23 protein-coding genes and 1 tRNA gene are annotated in these 20,445 nt (G+C 72.1%); 8 read left to right on the forward strand and 16 right to left on the reverse strand.

The window, feature by feature from the left end:
- The first annotated feature begins 145 nt into the window (after positions 1 to 145).
- The 3 genes from HBO46_RS14775 to fdxA are packed head-to-tail and all read left to right on the forward strand — an operon-like array spanning position 146 to position 3,497.
- Positions 146 to 2,077, forward strand: a complete 1,932-nt coding sequence (locus tag HBO46_RS14775; protein WP_166133048.1) for a 2-oxoacid:acceptor oxidoreductase subunit alpha — start codon at positions 146 to 148, stop codon at positions 2,075 to 2,077.
- The gene (locus HBO46_RS14780) at positions 2,074 to 3,177 is read left to right on the forward strand and encodes a 2-oxoacid:ferredoxin oxidoreductase subunit beta (RefSeq protein WP_166133050.1); all 1,104 of its coding nucleotides are present in this window, start codon (positions 2,074 to 2,076) and stop codon (positions 3,175 to 3,177) included. The genes HBO46_RS14775 and HBO46_RS14780 overlap by 4 nt, the downstream gene beginning before the upstream one ends.
- On the forward strand, positions 3,174 to 3,497 hold the full coding sequence (gene fdxA / locus HBO46_RS14785; protein WP_166133052.1) for a ferredoxin: 324 nt from the start codon (positions 3,174 to 3,176) through the stop codon (positions 3,495 to 3,497). The genes HBO46_RS14780 and fdxA overlap by 4 nt, the downstream gene beginning before the upstream one ends.
- A gap of 196 nt (positions 3,498 to 3,693) precedes the next feature.
- On the opposite strand, the gene HBO46_RS14790 is transcribed toward fdxA, so the two are convergent.
- The 6 genes from HBO46_RS14790 to HBO46_RS14815 form a co-directional block, all read right to left on the reverse strand.
- Positions 3,694 to 3,767: transfer RNA gene (locus HBO46_RS14790), tRNA-Met, on the reverse strand.
- A gap of 48 nt (positions 3,768 to 3,815) precedes the next feature.
- A complete protein-coding gene (locus tag HBO46_RS14795; RefSeq protein WP_166133054.1) occupies positions 3,816 to 6,875 on the reverse strand; it encodes a UPF0182 family membrane protein in 3,060 nt (1,019 codons plus the stop codon).
- A gap of 73 nt (positions 6,876 to 6,948) precedes the next feature.
- Complete coding sequence (locus HBO46_RS14800; RefSeq protein ID WP_224769102.1) at positions 6,949 to 7,599, reverse strand: PPA1309 family protein; 651 nt, start codon at positions 7,597 to 7,599, stop codon at positions 6,949 to 6,951.
- 12 nt (positions 7,600 to 7,611) lie between these two features.
- On the reverse strand, positions 7,612 to 8,655 hold the full coding sequence (locus HBO46_RS14805; RefSeq protein WP_166133056.1) for a YlbL family protein: 1,044 nt from the start codon (positions 8,653 to 8,655) through the stop codon (positions 7,612 to 7,614).
- Positions 8,656 to 8,715: 60 nt separating this feature from the next.
- Positions 8,716 to 8,973, reverse strand: a complete 258-nt coding sequence (locus tag HBO46_RS14810) for a hypothetical protein (RefSeq protein ID WP_166133058.1) — start codon at positions 8,971 to 8,973, stop codon at positions 8,716 to 8,718.
- Positions 8,974 to 9,029: 56 nt separating this feature from the next.
- Positions 9,030 to 9,482, reverse strand: coding sequence for a molybdenum cofactor biosynthesis protein MoaE (locus HBO46_RS14815; RefSeq protein WP_166133060.1), 453 nt, complete (start codon positions 9,480 to 9,482; stop codon positions 9,030 to 9,032).
- Positions 9,483 to 9,526: 44 nt separating this feature from the next.
- On the opposite strand from HBO46_RS14815, the gene HBO46_RS14820 reads away from it, so the two are divergent.
- Together HBO46_RS14820 and HBO46_RS14825 are read left to right on the forward strand one after the other, a co-directional pair.
- Positions 9,527 to 10,954: a zinc-dependent metalloprotease gene (locus tag HBO46_RS14820; protein ID WP_166133062.1), complete on the forward strand. Its 1,428-nt coding sequence runs from the start codon at positions 9,527 to 9,529 to the stop codon at positions 10,952 to 10,954.
- Positions 10,951 to 11,553, forward strand: coding sequence for an NUDIX hydrolase (locus HBO46_RS14825; RefSeq protein WP_166133064.1), 603 nt, complete (start codon positions 10,951 to 10,953; stop codon positions 11,551 to 11,553). Before HBO46_RS14820 ends, HBO46_RS14825 begins: the two co-directional genes overlap by 4 nt.
- Here HBO46_RS14825 and HBO46_RS14830 read toward each other — a convergent pair.
- The 3 genes from HBO46_RS14830 to HBO46_RS14840 form a co-directional block, all read right to left on the reverse strand.
- The gene (locus tag HBO46_RS14830) at positions 11,499 to 12,017 is read right to left on the reverse strand and encodes a M48 metallopeptidase family protein (RefSeq protein ID WP_166133066.1); all 519 of its coding nucleotides are present in this window, start codon (positions 12,015 to 12,017) and stop codon (positions 11,499 to 11,501) included. The two genes, HBO46_RS14825 and HBO46_RS14830, sit on opposite strands and share 55 nt — an antisense overlap.
- Before the next feature lie 9 nt (positions 12,018 to 12,026).
- A complete protein-coding gene (locus HBO46_RS14835) occupies positions 12,027 to 13,076 on the reverse strand; it encodes a PHP domain-containing protein (RefSeq protein WP_166133068.1) in 1,050 nt (349 codons plus the stop codon).
- A 138-nt stretch (positions 13,077 to 13,214) separates the two neighbouring features.
- Positions 13,215 to 14,009 carry an enoyl-CoA hydratase/isomerase family protein gene (locus HBO46_RS14840; RefSeq protein ID WP_166133070.1) on the reverse strand — a complete coding sequence of 265 codons (795 nt, stop codon included), beginning with the start codon at positions 14,007 to 14,009 and terminating at the stop codon, positions 13,215 to 13,217.
- A 160-nt stretch (positions 14,010 to 14,169) separates the two neighbouring features.
- Here HBO46_RS14840 and HBO46_RS14845 point away from each other — a divergent pair, with 160 nt between their 5' ends.
- Both HBO46_RS14845 and HBO46_RS14850 read left to right on the forward strand, forming a co-directional pair.
- Positions 14,170 to 14,328 (forward strand): DUF5679 domain-containing protein, encoded by a 159-nt coding sequence (locus HBO46_RS14845; RefSeq protein ID WP_166133072.1) that lies wholly within the window; start codon positions 14,170 to 14,172, stop codon positions 14,326 to 14,328.
- A 143-nt stretch (positions 14,329 to 14,471) separates the two neighbouring features.
- On the forward strand, positions 14,472 to 15,296 hold the full coding sequence (locus tag HBO46_RS14850; protein ID WP_166133074.1) for a hypothetical protein: 825 nt from the start codon (positions 14,472 to 14,474) through the stop codon (positions 15,294 to 15,296).
- Positions 15,297 to 15,306: 10 nt separating this feature from the next.
- Here the strand turns inward: HBO46_RS14850 and HBO46_RS14855 are convergent, their stop codons facing one another.
- From HBO46_RS14855 to HBO46_RS14880, 6 genes are all read right to left on the reverse strand, one after another.
- On the reverse strand, positions 15,307 to 15,477 hold the full coding sequence (locus HBO46_RS14855; protein ID WP_166133076.1) for a hypothetical protein: 171 nt from the start codon (positions 15,475 to 15,477) through the stop codon (positions 15,307 to 15,309).
- Positions 15,478 to 15,619: 142 nt separating this feature from the next.
- A complete protein-coding gene (locus HBO46_RS14860; protein ID WP_166132898.1) occupies positions 15,620 to 15,883 on the reverse strand; it encodes a hypothetical protein in 264 nt (87 codons plus the stop codon).
- A gap of 33 nt (positions 15,884 to 15,916) precedes the next feature.
- Positions 15,917 to 16,081 (reverse strand): hypothetical protein, encoded by a 165-nt coding sequence (locus HBO46_RS14865; RefSeq protein WP_166133077.1) that lies wholly within the window; start codon positions 16,079 to 16,081, stop codon positions 15,917 to 15,919.
- An 84-nt stretch (positions 16,082 to 16,165) separates the two neighbouring features.
- Positions 16,166 to 16,483 carry a WhiB family transcriptional regulator gene (locus HBO46_RS14870; RefSeq protein ID WP_166133079.1) on the reverse strand — a complete coding sequence of 106 codons (318 nt, stop codon included), beginning with the start codon at positions 16,481 to 16,483 and terminating at the stop codon, positions 16,166 to 16,168.
- Positions 16,484 to 16,607: 124 nt separating this feature from the next.
- A complete protein-coding gene (locus HBO46_RS14875; protein ID WP_166133081.1) occupies positions 16,608 to 16,889 on the reverse strand; it encodes a hypothetical protein in 282 nt (93 codons plus the stop codon).
- Between the two features lie 169 nt (positions 16,890 to 17,058).
- The gene (locus tag HBO46_RS14880; protein WP_166133083.1) at positions 17,059 to 19,089 is read right to left on the reverse strand and encodes an ATP-dependent DNA helicase UvrD2; all 2,031 of its coding nucleotides are present in this window, start codon (positions 19,087 to 19,089) and stop codon (positions 17,059 to 17,061) included.
- A 79-nt stretch (positions 19,090 to 19,168) separates the two neighbouring features.
- Between HBO46_RS14880 and HBO46_RS14885 the strand changes: the two genes are divergently transcribed.
- Positions 19,169 to 19,414: a mycoredoxin gene (locus HBO46_RS14885; protein WP_166133085.1), complete on the forward strand. Its 246-nt coding sequence runs from the start codon at positions 19,169 to 19,171 to the stop codon at positions 19,412 to 19,414.
- A gap of 22 nt (positions 19,415 to 19,436) precedes the next feature.
- Here HBO46_RS14885 and nudC read toward each other — a convergent pair whose 3' ends face one another.
- Positions 19,437 to 20,393 carry an NAD(+) diphosphatase gene (gene nudC, locus HBO46_RS14890; protein ID WP_166133087.1) on the reverse strand — a complete coding sequence of 319 codons (957 nt, stop codon included), beginning with the start codon at positions 20,391 to 20,393 and terminating at the stop codon, positions 19,437 to 19,439.
- Positions 20,394 to 20,445 lie beyond the last annotated feature (52 nt).

A 20,445-nucleotide genomic window follows, 5' to 3' on the forward strand; every position in this document is an offset into this window, starting at 1 on the left:
ATGATAGCAATCATATGCATGATTGGGAAGGGTGGTGGGCTCGCGACGCGAGCGGTCGACCTCTTGACGTACGCGAGTTATTCCGTAGGATTGATTATCACTATTAGGCGTCCCATCGTCGCACTTCCTCGACCATCGGAGCACCATGACAGCCGCACCCGAGAAGCCGGTCCAGCAGCTCGAACGCGTGATCATCCGATTCGCCGGCGACTCCGGCGACGGCATGCAGCTGACCGGGGACCGGTTCACCCAGGAGACGGCGGCGTTCGGCAACGACCTGTCGACGTTGCCCAGCTTCCCCGCGGAGATCCGGGCGCCCCAAGGCACCATCCCGGGAGTCTCGTCGTTCCAGCTGCACTTCGCCAGCCGCGACATCCTCACCCCGGGTGACCACCCCGACGTCCTGGTGGCGATGAACCCGGCCGCGTTGAAGGCCAACGTCGCCGACCTCAAGCCGGGTGCGGTGATCGTCCTGGACACCCACGACTTCACCGCGCGCAACCTGACCAAGGCCGGCTACACGACCGACCCCGTCGAGGACGGCTCGCTGACCGACTTCCAGGTGCACGCACTCGACCTCACGGGGATGACCGTCGAGGCGGTCAAGGAGTTCGGACTCTCGCGCAAGGACGCTGCCCGCTCCAAGAACATGTACTCGCTCGGGCTCCTGTCGTGGATGTACGGCCGCCCGGTCGAGGGGACGATCGACTACGTCTCGACCAAGTTCGCCAAGAAGCCCACGATCCGCGACGCCAACCTGGCCGCCTTCAAGGCCGGCTACCACTTCGGCGAGACCACCGAGTCCTTCGCCGTGCGCTACGAGGTCAAGCCCGCCGAGGCCAGCGCCGGGCGCTACCGCAACATCACCGGCAACCTGGCGCTCTCCTACGGCCTGGTCGCGGCCGGGAGGCTCAGCGAGCTGCCGGTCTTTCTCGGCGCCTACCCGATCACGCCGGCGTCCGACATCCTGCACGAGCTGAGCAAGCACAAGGCGTTCGGCGTCACCACCTTCCAGGCCGAGGACGAGATCGCCGGCATCGGCGCGGCCATCGGCGCCGCGTACGCCGGCCACCTCGGCGTGACCAGCACGTCGGGGCCGGGCGTCGCGCTCAAGGCCGAAGCCATGGGACTCGCGGTCATGCTGGAGCTGCCGCTCGTGATCGTGGACGTGCAGCGCGGCGGTCCGTCCACCGGCCTGCCGACCAAGACCGAGCAGGCCGACCTGCTGCAGGTGATGTTCGGCCGCAACGGCGAGGCCCCGCTTCCGGTGATCGCGGCTCAGACGCCCGCGGACTGCTTCGACGCAGCGATCGAGGCCGCGCGGATCGCGGTCACCTACCGCACCCCGGTGGTGCTGCTCTCCGACGGCTACCTGGCCAACGGCTCTGAGCCGTGGGCGCTGCCCGACGTGGCGTCCCTGCCCAGGATCGATGCCGGCTTCGCCACCGGCACCAACCACACGAGCGTGGGCGCAGACGGGGAGGAGACGGCCGACTTCTGGCCCTACCAGCGCGACCCCGAGACGCTGGCCCGTCCGTGGGCGCCGCCCGGCACTGCCGGCCTCGAGCACCGTATCGGCGGGATCGAGAAGGCCGACGGGCACGGCAACATCTCCTACGACCCGGCCAACCACGACTTCATGGTCCGCACCCGCCGGGCCAAGGTGGATGGGATCGCCCGGTCCATCCCTGACCTGGAGGTCGACGACCCGTCCGGCGAGGCCCGACTGCTGGTGATCGGATGGGGCTCGACCTACGGCCCGATCGGCGCCGGCGTACGCCGCGTGCGCCGGCGCGGCCTGGACGTCGCCCAGGCGCACCTGCGCCACGTCAACCCCTTCCCCCGCAACCTCGGGGAGATCCTCAGGCGATACGACAAGGTCGTGGTGCCCGAGATGAACCTCGGGCAGCTGGCGATGCTGCTGCGCGCGGAGTTCCTCGTCGACGCCGAGTCGCGCACCAACGTGCGCGGCATGCCCTTCGGCGCCGAGGAGATGGAGGGCATCCTGCTGGCGTCGCTCGCCGCCCTGGGTGTCGCTCCCACCGCCGACCACGAGGCCGAGGAGGCCCTGCGATGACCACGCCTGCGACCGTCACCGACCTGCCCAGCCCGGTGCTGGGGACCGCACTGGTCCCGACCCTGGGCGAGGGTGAGAGCCAGACCGGGAAGGACTTCACCTCCGACCAGGAGGTGCGCTGGTGCCCCGGCTGCGGCGACTACGCCGTGCTCAAGGCCGTCCAGGGCTTCCTGCCCGGCCTCGGGCTGCGCCGCGAGAACATCGTGTTCGTCTCCGGCATCGGCTGCTCCAGCCGGTTCCCCTACTACCTCGACACGTTCGGGATGCACTCCATCCACGGCCGCGCGCCCTCGATCGCCACCGGCATCGCCACCGCGCGCGAGGACCTCTCCGTGTGGGTCGTCACCGGTGACGGCGACGCCCTGTCCATCGGCGGCAACCACCTGATCCACGCCCTGCGCCGCAACGTGAACATGACGATCCTGCTGTTCAACAACCGGATCTACGGCCTCACCAAGGGTCAATACTCCCCCACCTCCGAGGCCGGCAAGGTCACCAAGTCCACCCCGATGGGCTCCGTCGACCACCCGTTCAACCCGGTCTCGCTGGCCCTGGGCGCCGAGGCGTCCTTCGTGGCCCGCACCATCGACTCCGACCGCAAGCACCTCACCTCGGTGCTCTCCGCGGCCGCCGCCCACCGCGGCACCTCGCTGGTCGAGATCTACCAGAACTGCCCGATCTTCAACGACGGCGCCTTCGACGCCATCAAGAACCCTGCCACCAAGGCCGACGCGATCATCCCGCTGGTCCACGGCGAGCAGATCCGGTTCGGCGCCGCACGCGAGGACGGGCTCGGGCACAAGTGCCTGGTCCGAGACGCCGGCGGCGGAGTGCGGGTCGCGGACGTGGCCGACGTGGCAGCCGAGGAGATCCTCGTGCACGACGCGCACCACCCCGACCCCACCATGGCGTTCGCGATCAGTCGGCTCACCGACGCCGGCTACCTCCACCAGTCCCCCATCGGCATCTTCCGCCAGGTCGAGCGCCCGACGTACGACGATGGGGCCCGCGTGCAGCTCGCGACGGCCGGGGCGCCCGGGGACCTGCAGGCACTGATCGACGGCCCGGACGTGTGGACCGTGGCGGAGGAGAGCCGATGACCTACGTGATCGCGCAGCCCTGCGTGGACCTCAAGGACCGCTCGTGCGTGGACGAGTGCCCGGTCGACTGCATCTACGAGGGCAAGCGGATGCTCTACATCCAGCCCGACGAGTGCGTCGACTGTGGCGCCTGTGAGCCGGTCTGCCCGGTCGAGGCGATCTTCTACGAGGACGACACCCCGGAAGAGTGGAAGGGCTACTACGAGGCCAACGTCGGATTCTTCGCCGAGATCGGCTCCCCCGGCGGCGCCTCGAACACCGACGTGAGCGACCAGGACCACCCGATGGTCGCCGCCCTGCCGCCGCAGAACCAGGCCTGACCCCGGGTCGGCCTGTGCGCCCGTGCGGCCGCGCTGACAGGCGGAGCAGGCTCACGCCGGCGAGCACCAAGGCCGGGCAGCGCCCCAGGTCTCCCTCAGTCGAGGCGCCGGAAGACGAAACAGCCACCACAAGGGCCGACTCGACAAATGGCACAAGGCCCGGTCTGCATCGCTGCAGACCGGGCCTTGTTCCTTGTAGCGGGGGCAGGATTTGAACCTGCGACCTCTGGGTTATGAGCCCAGCGAGCTACCGAGCTGCTCCACCCCGCGTCGGTGAACAGAACGTTACGACGTCCGCGGGGAAAGACCAAATCGGGGTCAGCCCTGGGGGTTCTCCTCGGTCTCGGCGTCGTCGGGAGCCTCGGCGGAGCCCTCCGGCTGCGCCGCGGCGTCGCGCTGCTCGGCGAGCCGGATCGCGGTGGAGACCAGCTCCTGGGCCCGCTCCACCGACTCCTGGTAGCCCGCGAGGTCGCCCGCCGCCAGCGCCCGGTCGGCCTCGGCGAAGGCCTCGTCGGCCTGCCCGAGGATGCGCCCGATGCGCTGGTCGACGCTCAGCGAGCCGCCGTTGCCGTCACCCTGGCCGCCTTGGCCACCCTGACCGCCCTGGCCACCGTTGTTGCCGGCGCCGTTGGTGCCGCCCGCGCCACCGCTGCCGGGGCCGAGCTCGACGTTCAGCGCGTCGGCGATCGCCGTGGTCAGGGTCTCCCCCACACCGACGCTGTCGCCGTAGGACACGAGCACGAAGCGCAGGATCGGGTAGCCGCCGCTGGAGGCCGCGCGGACGGCGTACACCGGCTGGATGTACATCAGGCCGTCGGCCACCGGGACCGTGAGCAGGTTGCCGTAGGTCGGCTGCGACTGGCTGTTGTTGTAGGGCAGCAGCGCCTCACGCACGGCGTCGTCGTTGCTGAACTCGTTGGCGATCAGGCCAGGACCCTTGGTGTTCTGGTCCTGCAGCTCCAGCACCGTCATCTTGCCGTAGTCCTCGGACGTGGCGTCGGAGTTCACCGTCACGAACGAGGCGAGGTTCTCCTTGCCGTACGGCACGAACACCGAGGTGAGCGACCAGTCCTGCTTGCCGTTGGCACCCTCACCGGCGTCCGCGCCCTCGTTGAACAGGCGGTACGGCGGCTGCAGGTCGTTGGTGCTGTTCGGGTCGAGCGGGACCGCCCAGCGGTCGTTGCCCTGGTACCAGTCGCCCGGGTCGGTGACGTGGTAGCGCGCGTAGTGGTAACGCTGGACCTTGAACAGGTCCTCGGGGTAGCGCAGGTGCTCCATCAGCTCATCGGAGATCTCCGAGCGGTCCTTCACCGTGCCCGGGAAGGCGCTGCGCCAGGTCTGGAGGATCGGGTCCTCCTCGTCCCAGGCGTAGAGCGTGACGGTGCCGTCGTAGGCGTCGACGGTCGCCTTGACCGCGTTGCGCATGTAGTTGATCTCGTCGGTCGGCAGCGTCTGCAGACCGGCCTGCTCCTGCAGCGAGTCGTCGGTCATGTCCTCGAAGGACTCACGCTCGGAGAACGGGTAACGGTCGGTCGTGGTGTAGCCGTCCACGATCCACACGATCTTGCCGTCCACGATCGCCGGGTAGGAGTCGTCGTCGATGGTCAGCCACGGCGCGACCTTCTCGACGCGCTCGCGCGGCGTGCGGTTGTAGAGGATCTCGCTGCCGCTGTGCACGCGCCCGGACAGCAGGAAGTTCGGCTCGCCGAACTTGATCGCGTAGAGCAGCTGACGGAAGGTCGAGCCGATCGGCACGCCGCCGTCGCCGTCGTACGTCGTGGTCTGCTCCTCGTCCTCGGTCGCGCCGGCGAGGCCGAGCTCCACGCTCGGGGAGTCGTCCTTCTGCTTGCCGACCACCGAGTACGACGGGCTCTGCTCGCCGAAGTAGATCCGGCTCTCGTAGCCGCCGACCGCCTTGCTCAGCGCGTCCTGGCGGCTGCCGTCGGAGTTGGTCTGGTTGCCCTCCGCCCACTGGATGTCGGTGCCCTCGGAGTTGTCGTCGGCGCCGCGCTGGTTGGCGTAGGCGGCGATGATGCCGTTGCCGTGGGTGTAGACGGTGTGCAGGTTGGACCAGTTGCGGTCGCCCTCGTTGAGGCCGCTCTGGTCGAGCTCACGGGCGCCGAGGACGAGCGCGCGGTCGCGGCCGCCGATGCGGTAGCGGTCCACGTCGAGCACGTCGGCCACCGAGTAGTAGACGCGGCCCTGCTGGTTCTGCTCGAAGGTCTGGCGCACCAGCTTGGGGTCGACCAGCGGCACCGAGGCCGCCTGCGAGCGCACCGTGCGCGCCTTCTCGAGGTCGGCGTCGCTGATGCTCGTCGTCGAGGCGTAGTCGACCTCCTCGATCTCGTCGAGGTCGAAGGCCGCCCGTGTCGCCTCGATGTTCCGCGCGATGTAGGTGGCCTCCTTGTCGGCCTCGGAGGGCTTGACCTGGAACTGCTGGACGATGCCGGGCCAGATCACGCCGAGCAGGATCGCCGAGAGCGCCAGCAGCGCGATGCCCACCGACGGCAGCGTCCAGGTGCGGCGCCACACGTTGAGGAAGAACAGCACCGCGCAGATGACCGCGATGCCCATCAGGATGTTCTTGGCCGGCAGCACGGCGTTCTCGTCGGTGTAGGTGACACCGGTGATCAGCCCGCCGCCCTGGTGGACCAGGTCGAAGCGGTCCAGCCAGTAGTCGACCGCCTTGGCGAGCACGAACAGGCCGAGCAGCAGCGAGAGCTGCACCTGGGCGGCGCCGGAGAGCCGGTCGCCCGCGCTCTGCAGGCGGATGCCGCCGTACAGGTAGTGCACCAGCGCGGCGGCGATCAGGGCGATGATGGTGACCGCCATCGCGTAGTCGACCAGGAAGTGCCAGAACGGCAGGTCGAAGACGTAGAAGCCGATGTCCTTGCCGAACTGGGCGTCCTCGGTGCCGAAGGGCTTGCCGTTGCGCCACATCAGGTAGTTGCGCCACTCCCCCAGCGCCGAGGTGCCGGCGAAGAGGCCGAGGACCAGCGAGACGCCGATGAGCAGCCAGGTGCGGACCGGCGCGATCGCGTCGCGGTAGCGGTCCAGGCCGGCCTGCTCGGAGGAGCGCGGCTGGAACAGCGGACGGAACCGGTAGGCCAGGTGGATGTTGAGCCCCACCACCAGCGCCATCACCACACCGAAGACGAGGAACATCGCGGCGCGGGTCCAGAAGAGCCGGGTGAACACATCGCCGTAGCCGCCGTCGCGGTACCAGAGCCGGTCGGTGTAGATGCCGGCGAAGGTGGTCAGCCCGAAGAACGCCACGACCACCACGACGCCGGTGACGACGAGCGCCCGGGACCGTCCGGAGCGTTGCGGCGGCTGCTTCGCGGCGCGGGGGTCATCGGAGCCGAACAGGTCGCTCACTGCTTCACCTCGGGTGCTTCGGGTGCCCGGTCACGGGCGATGTCTGGTACGGCGGGATACGGGGTCGATCCGGTCATGCACGGGCCTCGTCGGTCTCGTCGGGGTCGTCGGTCAAGGTGGCGGCCAGCATGGCCACCAGGGCAGGCACCAGGTCCGTGCCGCCGACGACCGAGGTGTCCTCGTCGTGGGCGCGCAGACGCAGGGCGCAGTAGGTCGCGCCGGCGCGGGTCACGCCGGCGACCATGCGGACCTCCTGGCGGTCCGGGTGCTCGCGGGCGTACTGCTCGGCGGCCGCGGCGTCCTCGGGGACCTCGCCGTCGGCGTCTGGCGGGAGCACGAGGCGCTCGACCACCGCGGCGCAGCCGGCGACCTCCGGCGGCCAGGTGATCGCCTCGAGGACCTGCTCGAGGAGCTGGTCGGGGCGCAGCTGGTCCTGCTCGACGGGGGTGAAGGATCCTTCGGCCGAGGCGGCGTCCAGCCCCATCATCGAGGCCAGCGCGGGCTCGCGGCGCACCAGCTCGGCGGTGTCGACGAGGGCGTAGAGGCGGGCCGGCTGGTCCCAGCCGGCCTCCGCGACGTGGTGCTCGATCTCGAGCACCGCGGACGCCAGGGCGGGGTCGACGTCGAGGTCGTCCAGGCCGGTGAGGTCGGGGGCCTCGGGACCGGTCGTCTCGGGGCCGTCGGCGGTCCCCGGGTCCTGCTCGTGGTCGTGCGGTTCGCTCATCGTCGGGTCAGCTCAGCCTTCACAGCTCGGGAGTTCGGCATCGGGGTCGGCCGCCCAGGTCTCGACGGCCACGCGCGCCTCGTGCATGGTCCTCGCCCGCACCAGGCGCATGTCGCCGTTCTCCGCACCGAGCGCCTCGGGGCAGTTGTCCGAGGGCACGAGGAAGAGCTCGGCGCCGTCGCGGCGGGCCGCCGCGATCTTCTGCTGGATGCCCCCGATCGGACCGACGGTGCCGTCGCGCGCGATGGTGCCGCTGCCGGCGACGTCGCGCCCGCCGGTCAGCGAGCCAGGGGTGAGGGTGTCGTAGATGCCGAGCGCGAACATCAGGCCCGCGCTCGGACCACCGATGTCGGGGTCGACGGAGACCGACACTTGGAACGGGAAGCGGAAGCCGGTGCCGGCGGAGACGCCGATCCGGGGCTCGCCGTCGACGATGTCGGGGGTCAGCGCCACGGTGCGCGGGGTGCCGTCGCGCAGGATCCGCAGCCGGACCTTCTCCCCCCGCGGCGTGGCCCGCACCGCGTCGACCAGCTCCTCGGGGGTGCTGACCTTGGTGCCGTTCACCGAGACGAAGAGGTCCTTGACCTTGATCCGGCCCTCGGCGGGCGAGTCCGGAGCGACGTACGCGGCCATGACCGCGGGCTCGACCTCGTAGCCGAGCTCCTCGAGCGCGACCGCGACGGCGACGTCCTGGGAGGTGACCATGTCGATGGCGCCGGCGATCCGGCTCTCCTCGGCGGTCTCGTCCTTCTCGTAGACGGCGTCGTAGGGGTAGACCGCCCGGTCGGGGTCCAGCCAGGTGCCGATCAGCTCCAGCAGGCTCTTGTCGCTGCCCGGGAGCGAGACGTAGACCGTGGTCATCCGCAGCTCGCCGTCGTCGTGGAAGGAACGGTGCCCGGAGACCTGCACGATCTCCTTGCCGTCCTCCTTGCCCAGCACGTCCACCGTCAGGCCGGGGCCGTACGTCGCGAACGGCAACGGGGCGAACGCGGCGACCGCGAACAGGGCGAGCAGCAACGGCACCGCCACGACGGCGGCGACCAGACGCTGCTTCATGGGCGTCAGTCTCTCATCCGGCGCCAACCCGCGAGCGCGGACCTCGCGGACCCGTCCGCCTCAGGAGGCCCGGCGCCCCGCAGAGCCGGTGCCCCGCGGGTCGCGGGAGGGACGCACGGCGATGCCGGTGCTGCGGTCGCGCTCGGGAGTGCGCGCGGCGTAGCGCACCGGCACGTCCTTCTGCAGGGCCCGGGCGAGGCGCTCCGCGAGGACCTCGCGGTCGGCCTCGCCGGCGCGCTCTCGGCCGACCCATCCCACCCAGCAGGCGGCGACGGCGGTCGCCACCAGGGCGGGCACGAGCCAGAGCAGGATCTCCACGCCGTGAAGGGTACGGCGCGCGCTCCCGGGGTGCCGGGAGGCTCGCGGCACGGCCCTCAGGGCGCGCCGACCCACTCCTCGGTGCCGTCGCCGAAGCGCTGGTGCTTCCAGATCGGCACCTCGGCCTTCAGCGTGTCGATGAGCGCCCGGGAGGCCTCGAACGCCTCGCCCCGGTGCGCGGCCGTGGTGGCGATGACGACCGCGGCGTCGCCGATAGCGAGGGTGCCGGTGCGGTGGACGGCCGCGACGCCGTGCACGTCGTACTCGGCGGCAATGCGCTCGCACACCTCGGTCAGTCGGTCGAGCGCGCTGGGATGGGCGGAGTACTCCAGCCCGATCACGCCCTTGCCGCCGTCGTGGTCGCGCACCCGGCCGACGAAGAGGGTGAGCCCACCCGCCGCGTCGTCGTCGAGGGCGGCGAGCACCTCCTCGACGTCGAGCGGATCCTCGCGGAGGGCGACGAGGCGCACCACGGAGCGCCCGGCGGGAGACTCAGCAGAACGAGACATGCCCGCGAGCGTAGAGCGGTTGCCCAGCGAAGTACCGTTGGACCATGAGCAACGACCCCGGCAACCCGTCCTCCGACGGGCCCGACGAGGGCCAGAACCCCTTCAAGGGCACCCCTTTCGAGCATCTCTTCGGTGGACTGGCGGGCGGCGCCGGCGGCCTCGGCGGCCCCGGTGGGTTCCCCTTCCCCGGGATGACGCCCGGCCAGGGCGGCATGCCCGACCTGAACCAGCTCTTCGGCCAGATCCAGGCGATGCTGCAGCCCTACGACGGCCCGCTGAACTGGGACGTGGCCATCGACGTCGCGCGCAAGAGCGCCGCGCAGGCCTCCGACCCCTCGATCAGCCAGCGTCAGAAGGACGCCGTCGCCGACGCCCTGCAGCTCGCCGACCACTGGCTCGACGAGACCACCTCGTTCCCCTCGGGGGTCCAGACCACCGCTGCCTGGAGCCGCGCGGAGTGGATCGTGGCGACCGCCGACGTGTGGAAGGTCCTGATCGAGCCGATCGCCGCGTCGTCGGTGCAGGCGATGGGCAGCGCACTGCCCGAGGAGGCCAGGGCCCAGGCCGGCCCGATCCTGGGGATGATGGGCAAGGCCATCGGCGCGATGCTGGCCCAGCAGGTCGGCTCCGCCCTCGGCGCCCTCGCCGGCGAGGTGCTGTCGGTCTCCGACATCGGCGTACCGCTCGCCCCGGCCGGCCGCGCCGCACTGCTGCCGACCAACGTCGCGACGTTCGCCGAGGGCCTCGACGTCAGCGCGGACGACGTACAGCTCTACCTCGCCCTGCGCGAGGCCGCCCACCAGCGTCTGTTCACCCACGTCCCGTGGCTGCGCGAGCACGTGATCGGTGCGGTGCGCGACTACGCCGGCGGCATCGAGATCGACGCCGAGCAGATCCAGTCCCGCCTCGAGGAGCAGCTGCGCGGGGTCGATCCCAGCAACCCCGAGGCCATGCAGCAGCTGCTCGAGGGCGGTCTGTTCGACGTCCCGAAGTCGCCGCGCCAGGAGGCCGCGCTCACCCGCCTCGAGGTGGTGCTCGCACTGGTCGAGGGCTGGGTGGACGAGGTCGTCGCCCAGGCCACCACCGAGCGGATGCCGTCCGCCGCCAAGCTGCAGGAGGCGTTCCGGCGCCGCCGTGCCGCCGGCGGGCCGGCCGAGGACACCTTCGCCGCGCTGGTCGGGCTCGAGATGCGCCCGCGCCGGCTGCGCGACGCCTCCACCCTGTGGGGCTCGCTGCGCACCCGTCAGGGCATCGAGGCCCGCGACGGCGTGTGGATGCACCCCGACCTGCTGCCCACCGCCGCCGACCTCGACGACCCGCTCGGGTTCCGTGAGGACGCCAGCGCGCCGGCCGAGCTCAGCGAGACCGACTTCGACGCCGAGCTGCGCAAGCTGCTCGACGGGGACAGCGGCTCCGCCGGCGACGAGACCGGGGACCCCGGGTCCGGCGAGACCGGCCCCTCCGAGAAGTGAGCCTGCACGCCGACGCGTCGCAGGTCCTGGCCTCCTGGGTGGCGCCCACGCCTGCCCAGGAGGCGCTGCGCGAGCGCTACGTCGCCCACCTGCGCGCGCACCCCGACGGCGTACGCCGCGAGTGCCGTCCCGACCACCTCACCGCCTCGACGCTGGTGCTGAGCGCGGACCGCAGCCGGGTCCTGCTCACGCTGCACGCCAAGGCGCAGCGGTGGTTCCAGCTCGGCGGGCACTGCGAGGCCGGCGACACCACGCTGGCCGCCGCGGCGCTGCGCGAGGCGACCGAGGAGTCGGGTCTGCACGACTTGGCGCTCACGGCCGTTCCGGTGCACCTCGACGAGCACGAGGTCCCGTTCTGCGGCGGCCCGGGCGCCACCGGCGACCCGGTGCACCACCTCGACGTGCGCTACGCCGCGATCGCTCCCCGCGACGCGGTCCACGCGATCAGCGAGGAGTCGCTGGACCTGCGCTGGTGGCCGGTCGACGCGCTGCCCGACCCCGACCTGGCCGAGCTGGTCGAGCACGCGCTGGCCGCGCCGCTGCCTCAGTCGACGTCGGGCGCACCGAGGTCGGTGGCGGCGGACCAGCCGAGCAGGTAGCCCTTCGCCCGCTCCGCCTGCGGGAAGCGGTCCACCCAGCCCCAGAACTGATCGTTGTGGCTGGGCTCGATCAGGTGGGCGAGCTCGTGGACCAGCACGTAGTCGATCACCCAGGCCGGCATCCCTTGGAGCCGCTCGGAGAGCCGGATCGAGCGGTCGCCGGGGGTGCAGGACCCCCACCGTGACTGCTGGTTGCCGACCCAGCGCACCGACCCCGGCAGGGCCAGGCCGCCGAGGTAGCGGTCGTTGAGCCCGTGGGCACGCTGGACGAGGTCGTCGTCGCTGGGGCGCCGGCGCTGCTCGGAGCGCTCCAGGCGGGCCACCATCCGGTCCACCCAGTCGGCCTCCTCGGCACGGCTGAGCGAGGCCGGGACCAGCACGACGATCCGCTCGCCCTCCCGGTAGGCCGACACGGTGCGGCGGCGCCGCGACGAGCGGCGCACCTCGACCTCCGGTGTCTCCATGGCCGGACCCTAGCGGCTGGCCCAGGCCAGCAGGCGCTCCTTCGGCCAGGTGTTGACGATGCGCTCCGGGTCGATGCCGGCCGCCTCGGCCCGTTCCGCGCCGTACCAGAGGAAGTCGAGCTGGCCCGGAGCGTGGGCGTCGCTGTCGATCGAGAACAGGCAGCCGACGTCGCGGGCCAGCTCCAGCAGCGCCGTCGGGGGGTCGCGCCGCTCGGGGCGGGAGTTGATCTCGACCGCGACGTCGTGCTCCGCGCACGCCTCGAAGACGGCGCGCGCGTCGAAGTCGGACTGCTTGCGGGTGCCGCGCCCACCGGTCACCAGCCGTCCGGTGCAGTGCCCGAGCACGTTCGTCCACGGGTTCGCGACCGCCGCCACCATCCGCCGCGTCATCGCATCGCGCTCCATCGCGAGCTTGGAGTGCACGCTCGCCACACGCACGTCGAGGCGGGCCAGCATCTCCTCGCTCTGGTCCAGTCCACCGTCGTCGAGGATGTCGACCTCGATGCCCTTGAGCAGGGTGAAGCCGGCGCCGCCGAGATGCTCGTTGACCGCGTCGACGACCTCGAGCTGGCGCGCGAGCCGCTCCGCGCTCAGGCCGTGGGCGACCTTCAGCCGCGGCGAGTGGTCGGTGAGCACCTGGTAGTCGCGGCCGAGCTCGATCGCGCTGAAGGCCATCTCCTCGATCGGCGATCCCCCGTCGGACCAGTCCGAGTGCGAGTGCAGGTCGCCGCGCAGCTGCGCGTGCAGGGCGTGGCCGCCGGTGGTGAGCTCGCCGCCGTGCTCGGCCTCGGCGCGGGCGAGCCGCTCGGGCATCTCCCCGCGGACCGCGGCGGCGATCACCTTCGCCGAGCTGGCCCCGATGCCGGGCAGCCTGGCCAGCGTGCCGTCGTCGACGGACCGGCGCACCTCGTCGTCGGCCATCGGCAGGATCGTCGCGGCCGCGTTGCGGAACGCCTTGACCTTGTAGGTGTCCTCCCGACCGCGCTCGAGCAGGAACGCGATGCGTCGCAGCGCGGCGACCGGGCCGGCGTCATAGGTCTCGCTCCCGAGATCATTCACAGGCCCCACTGTATTTCCTCCACACCCGGTGCACGAACGTCGTCGCTGGTCAGCGCGGCGTACCACGGCCGACGGCGGCGATCCGGGCACCCGTGTCCACAGGGTTCTCCACAGGATGTGGGTGTCCGGGCAGGCGCCTCAGCGGCCCTGGAAGACCGGGCGCCGGCGCTCGTCCTTGGCCCGGATCCCCTCCTGGAGGTCCTCGGTGGCCAGGGTGATCGGCTGGGCCATCGCCTCCCACTGCAGCGCGGCCTCGAGGTCGGCGTGGCCGCCGTCGGCGAGCGCGAGCTTGGTGAGCCGGCTCGCGATCGGCGCGGTCTCCGCGATCGAGCGCGCGGTGGCCAGCACCTCCTCGAGGAAGCCCTCCGGCTCGTGCACCGCGGAGACGAGCCCCATCCGCAGCGCCTCGTCGGTCTCCACCATCCGTCCGGTCAGCATCAGGTCACGGGCGTGCGCGGGCCCGACCACCTCGGGCAGCAGGTGGGTGCCCGCCATGCCCGGGTGCATGCCGAGGCGCACGAAGGGGACGCCGAGACGCGCGCCGGCGGCGGCGTAGCGCAGGTCGCAGGCCAGGGCGAGGCACAGCCCGGCGCCCACCGCCGGCCCGTTGAGGGCGGCGATGGTGGGGACCTCGAGGCGGCGGATGGAGAGCCAGGACCGGTAGAAGGCGAGCATCCGGGTGCGCAGCTCATCGACGCTCGCGTCGGGCTCCCCCGCGATCCAGGCGGTGTCACCGCCGGAGCAGAAGGCCGATCCGGAGCCGGTGACGACCACCGCGCGTACCGAGCGGTCGGCAGCGAGCTCGTCGATCGCCTCGACCCAGGCGCCGGTCATCGCGGCCGACATCGCGTTGCGCTGGTCGGGGTTGTCGAGGGTCAGCAGCGCCACCCCGGGGAACGGTCGGTCGAGACGAAGGTGCGAGAGCTGGGCCATGAGGCGCAATCTACGGCGCGCCGTGGCCCGGAGCGGCGCGCTGTGCAGGCCCGCGGGCGTGCCGTAGGGTCGACTCGGTCCCGCGCCGAGCCGCGGAACCCGGCGGGCTCCCCTACCAGCCCGCTGCGACGACCGAGTGAGACTAGGCAAGGAGGCCCCCATGGCGGAGACCTGGAGCGGCGAGTTCTACTGCGTGAAGTGCAAGGAGAAGCGCGAGGCCGAGGGCGAGGTCAAGGTCAACGACAAGGGCACCCGCATGGCCAAGGCCACGTGCCCGGTGTGCTCGACCAACCTCAACCGCATCCTCGGCAAGGCGTGAGCTGACTTCAGCGCACCCAGCCACGGAGCTGTTCCGGCGGCGCCTCCCGACAGGGAGGCGCCGCCGTGGTCATTTCCCGGCGCCCGCGTCGCGGCTGTGGAGAGCGTCGGCGGCACCGACGCCACCCGTGTGAGGCTCGGCCCATGCCCGTCCCGCCCCGCCTTCCGGTCGGCGTCCCGCTCCTGCGCCGCGACCGCGACCACCTGCAGGTCGGCCTGGGTCCCGCGGTCGTCCTGCGCGACGTGCCGGAGGTGCGTGGGCTGCTCAGCCGGCTGCGCGCGGGCGAGGAGCCCTGCCCCGACTCCCCTGCCGCCCGCGCGGCGCTGAGCCGCCTCGAGGCCGCCGGCCTGCTCGAGGACCCCGCGGCCGACGTCGTACGCCGCGGGCTGCATCGCTCCTGCGTGGTCGTGGTGGATGCCCCCGACGAGCTCACCGCCGCGCTCGGGGCGGTCCTGCGCCGCGCGGGCCTGGGTGTGCTCGCACCCGGCGCGCCCCTCCCGGCCCACCGGGACGGGGAGGGAGCGTCCGGTCCGTCGTCGCTGTGCGCGCTGGTGGTGCGCGACGGCGTCCTGGCACGCGGCGACCTCGACGAGGCGACCCGCACCGGCCTGCCCCACCTCGTGGTCGCCAGCGACCATGCCGGCACCGTCATCGGGCCGTTCGTCGTCCCCGGTGTCTCGGCGTGCGTGCGCTGCGTGGACGCCCACCGCAGCACCCGCGATCCGCGCTGGCCGGTGCTGGTCGAGCAGGCGGCGGGTCAGCAGCCGCCGCCGCGCGACCCGGTCCGCCACGCGCTGGCGATCAGCTGGGCGGCCGGCGACCTGCGACTGTGGGCCGAGGGGCGCACCCCGTCGACCTGGTCGGCCACCGTCCGGGTCGACGACGACCTCACGGTGACCCGGGAGACCTGGTCGCGTCACCCGGCGTGCGGGTGCGCCTGGGGCGTCCTCGCCGCCTCCCCCGCCTGAGGGACGCGGCTCACCACCACTCGCTGTCGAGCTTGCCCTCCATCGCGCGCAGGTGCTCGCGCGAGCAGGTCGGGCAGAACGTGCGCGCCCGACCGTTCTCGACCGCCGTGGTCCAGGAGAGCCGGACCACCGGGTCGGGCTCGTCCTCCTCACGACGTCCGCAGAAGTCGCAGATCCTCATCCCCCGAGGCTACTGCCGGCGACGAGGGCGTCGGACGCAGCCGGCTGGGCACGACGCGGGAGTCGTGCCCAGCCGGTTCCTGCATGCACCCGCGATCAGGGTGCCGGGTCGGGGCCGCTGCCAGTGCGGCCCCGCCGCGCTCTCAGAGGGCCCGCGCGAGGGCGAGGCGCGCCTGCTGAGCTGCCTGCTCGGCCTTGCGGCTGAGCCTGGCCGCCCGCGACAGGTGGTAGCCGCGGCGACGTTCCTGCGCCTCTCCCAGGCGCGCGGCCATTTGGACGCGTGCCAGGTTCTCGTGCATCAGATTCATGTCGGTGCTCCGGTCGAAGTCGGTGTCGGCGTGAGGGTTCACACCGGCGGGGTCGGTCGAGCTCGCGATCGGCGAGCCGTCCTGCGGGAAGGTGTTCATCGGTGTCCGGTTCTTCCTGGTCGAGGGGCGCGCTCAGAGCGCGCGGGCGAGTGCGGTGCGCGCCTGCTGGGCGGCGACCTCGGCGCGGCGGGTCAGTCGGTGGGCACGAGCGAGCTCGTGACCCCGGCGACGCTGCTGGGCCTCTCCTCGCCGAGCGCACATCTGCACGCGGGCGATGTTCTCGTGGAGAAGGAACATGTCGGTCTCTTCTGGTCGGGATGGTCGGGTGGTCGGGTCCGCCTGGGTGCTGAGGGACAGAGGGACTGAGGTGCCGAGGTGCTCCTAGGCGGCGGGCTGGTCCTTGCGGGGACGGCCGCGGGGTCTCTTGCGGGGGATCACCACTCCGTGCAGGAACAGCTCTCCGCCCCAGACACCCCAGGGCTCGCGGCGGTCGAGGGCTCCGTCGAGGCAGGTGGCCCGCACGGGGCATCCCTGGCAGAGGGCCTTGGCGGACTCCACGTCGCTGGGTGACTCGGCGAACCAGAGCTCGGGGTTGCGGACCCGGCACGGCAGGCTCTCCTCGTCGACCCGGCTCGCCTGGTCGTGGAGCAGGCCGAGGGTCGGGGCGCCGGCGGGGCGGTCGAGGACGCTGATGGTCATGTTTTCACCTCCTTCGTTCAGTGATCGCGGATGCAGGTGGAGCTGGTGGCCTTCTCGCGACAACGAAAAAGCCGCGGATCCCGGTGTCGGGATCCGCGGCCTGGAGGTGCCGGTTGCTGATGTCTCAGCAGCTCGGTGGTCTCCAGGCACTGGTCCCCGGGAAGTCGGCGTCGATGCGACGGTCGGTGTGTCCCCACACGTGACCCATGGCCGGGACGCCGGCGTTGATGGCGCCCGTGACGCCGCCCTTGATGGCGCCGATGTCGGAACGCTCACGCACGGACGTGGGCACAGCGGTCCCCTGGGCAGCGGACACGACGGCGGGCGCACGGAGATCCTTGGCGCATGCGGACGTGGCGTAGCCGGACGGAAGCTGAGCCGTCATCGCGAGCTTGGTGCTGTCCATCTGGGGCCACCTCCTTCAAGGCATCGGGCGCCGGCCGTGTCAGAGCCGTGGGTGCGCGTCAGTAATGAGGCGAAGTTATCGCGTGCGTCACGTCATGGGCAAACCATTTAATGACTATTTCGAGGGAAACTTTCCGGGCCGCCTGAATCGGGGCACCCGGGGCCGCGGCTCACTCGATGAGCGCGAGCACGTCCTCACCGAACCGGTCCACCTTGGACTTCCCGATGCCGCCGATCTTGAGCAGCGCCTGCGGGGTGCGGGGCTTCTGCTCGGCGATCAGCTGGAGGGTGGCGTCGGTGAAGATGACGAACGCCGGCACGCTCTCCTCGGCCGCGCGGTCCTTGCGCCACTCGCGCAGCCGCTCGAACAGCGCCTCGTCGTAGGAGGCCGGGCAGTCCTCGCACCGGCCGCGCTTCTTCTCCAGGCCGGTCATCAGCGGCTTGCCGCACTCGCGGCAGCTGGCGACCTTGCTGCGGCGCAACCGCGGCTCCGGGGCGCGGGCGCTGTCGGGCAGCAGCGGGTCCAGGAAGCGCGAGGGCTTGCGGCTGCCGCGCCCGCCGGGGTTGCGCGCCTGCGCCCACGACAACGCCAGGTCGAGGCGCGCGCGGGTCATGCCGACGTAGAGCAGGCGCCGCTCCTCCTCGATCTCGGCGGGCGTCTCGGCGTAGGTGATCGGCATGGTGCCGTCCTGCAGACCGCACAGGAACACCGAGTCCCACTCCAGGCCCTTCGCGGCGTGGAAGGTCGCGAGCGTGACGCCGGCCGCGACCGGGGCGTGCTGCTCGGCGGCGCGCCGGTCGAGGTCGTCGACGAAGGCATCAAGGCCGCCGCCGGCCGCGGCGAACTCGGTGGCCTGGTCGACCAGCGCCTGCCAGGACTCCCACCGGTCCCGCGTCTGGCCGCGGGCGGTGGGGGCGTCGGGGGTCCAGCCCATGCCGGCCAGGATCGCGCGCACGGTCTCGGCGGGCTCGCTGCCCTCCCCCGACCGGGCCGCGCCACGGATGCGGGTGACCGCCTCGCGGATCTCGGGCCGGTCGAAGAAGCGGGCCGCGCCGCGGACGACGTAGGGGATGCCGCGGGCCGCCAGCGCCTCCTCGAAGGTCTCGGACTGGGCATTGATGCGGAAGAGGATCGCGACCTCGCCGAGCGGACGGCCGGCGTCGCGCAGCCGGAGCACCTGGGCCGCGACGGCCTCGGCCTCGGCGACCTCGTCGGAGTGCTGGGTGTAGGTGACGGCCGGGCCGGCGGGGCGCTGGGCGCGCAGCTGGACACCCTCGCTCCCGGATCCGGCGAGCAGCGTGTTGGCCGCCCCCACGATCTCCGGGGTGGAGCGGTAGTTGCGCACGAGCTCGATCGAGGTGGTGCCGGTGTGCTTGCGCGGGAACTCGCGCAGGTAGTCGGCGTTGGCGCCGGCGAAGCTGTAGACGGTCTGGGCCGGGTCGCCGACCACGCAGATCTCGTTGCGCCCGCCGAGCCACAGGTCGAGCAGGGCCGACTGGAGCGGCGAGACGTCCTGGAACTCATCGACCACGAACCACTTGTACTGCTGGCGCACCTGGGCCGCGACGCGCTCGTCGTCGGCGAGCAGGCCGGCGGTCAGCAGCAGGACGTCCTCCATGTCCATGCGCCCCTGGCCGCGCTTGACCTCCTCGTAGCTGCCGAACACCCGCCCGACGGTCTCGGGGTCCTGGCCGGTCACCGTGCGGCCGCGCTGGATCGCGACCTTGGCGTAGTCGTCGGGGTGGACGTTGCTGACCTTGGCCCACTCGATCTCCGAGGCGAGGTCGCGCAGCAGCGCCTGGTCGGTCTGGATGCGCTGGCGGCGCGCCGCACCGGCGAGCAGGCCCATCTTGGAGTCGATGAGCGTGGGGAGCTCGGTGCCGTAGGCGCGCGGCCAGAAATAGCGCAGCTGGCGCAGCGCCGCGGAGTGGAACGTGCGGGCCTGGACCGGCCCGGCGCCCAGGGTGCGCAGCCGCTGACGCATCTCGCCGGCCGCACGGGTGGTGAAGGTGACGGCGAGGACCTCCGAGGGCGCGTAGACGCCGCTCGCGACGCCGTACGCGATGCGGTGGGTGATCGCCCGCGTCTTGCCGGTGCCGGCACCGGCCAGCACCCGCACCGGGCCCCGCAGGGCCTCCGCGACCCGTCGCTGCTCGGGGTCGAGGGCGGCAAGCAGCTGGTCGGGGTCCACAGCGGACATCGGGGGGAACATCTCCTGGATCGGGGTGGTTGGATCGAGCGGTATCTCGAACCCTAGACGTCGGAGGCGACAGTCCCAGATGAGCTCCTTCACGATGTACACGACCCCCTGGTGCGGCTACTGCCACCGGCTCAAGAGCCAGCTCGACCGCGAGGGCATCAGCTACGACATCGTCGACATCGAGCAGGTGCCCGACGCCGCCCTGATCGTCGAGCAGGCCAACGGCGGCAACCAGACGGTGCCGACCCTCGTCTACAGCGACGGCACCGCCCAGACGAACCCCTCGCTGGCCCAGGTCAAGGAGAAGATCGCCTCGCTGGGCTGAGCGGGTCCGGCCCGGCCGCTGCTCACCAGTGGCCGGGCAGCGGCTCGCCGTACCAGTGCTCGACCAGCGACCGACTGATCGAGACACCACCGGGGAGCACCAGGCTGCCGTCGACGGCGCCGGCCCGCACCTGCTCGCGGGTGAACCAGTGCGCCTCCTCGATCTCGTCGAGGTCCACCGTGATGTCCGTGCTCTCCGCACGCGCGAGGAAGCCGACCATCAGGCTGGCCGGGAACGGCCAGGGCTGGCTGCCGAAGTAGGTGACCTCGCCGATCCGCACCCCCGCCTCCTCGGCGACCTCGCGGCGTACGGCGTCCTCGAGGGTCTCCCCGGGCTCGCAGAAGCCGGCCAGCGTCGAGTAGCGGCCCGGCGGCCACACCGACTGGCGCCCCAGCAGGCAGCGCTCCTCGGGGCTCCCGGGCTCGCCGTCGGTGACCAGCATGATCACGGCCGGGTCGGTGCGCGGGAACTGCGATCGCCCGCAGCCGTCGCAGACCAGCTCGTGACCGGCCTTGCGAGGCGTCAGCCCGCCGCCGCACCGCGGGCAGAAGCGGGTGACGAACAGCCACTCCGCCAGGCCGAGCGCGTGGAAGACCAGCGGGACGCCGGTCATCGCGTCGTCGGCGAGGTGCGGCAGCAGCCCGCGCAGCGGGACCCAGCCCTCCTCCTCGCGGGCTCGCTCGGCGTCGACGACCACCGCGAACCAGGCCCGTCCGTCCTGCTCGCCGAGCAGCACCCGCAGTCCGTCCGGCGCCTGCGCGGTCGGCACCCAGCCGACATCCCCGCCCTGCGGCCGGATCCGGGTGCCGGACACGACGAGGGCGCGTGAGGCGGGGTCGTTCCAGCGCTGCTCGAGCCAGGCGTCGTCGCCACGGTGGACACCGGCGCGGTCGTGGGGGTGGGCGCTGAGCTTCTCGTGGGGCTTCTCGTGGGGCTTCTCGCGGGGCTTCTCGCGGGGGCGTTCGTGGGGCTGGGGCACGCGACGAGGCTAGCCCGCACCTCTGGGCACACGGCCGGCCGCGACCTACGCT

It is taken from the genome of Nocardioides ochotonae (genome assembly GCF_011420305.2).
Lineage (GTDB): Bacteria > Actinomycetota > Actinomycetes > Propionibacteriales > Nocardioidaceae > Nocardioides > Nocardioides ochotonae.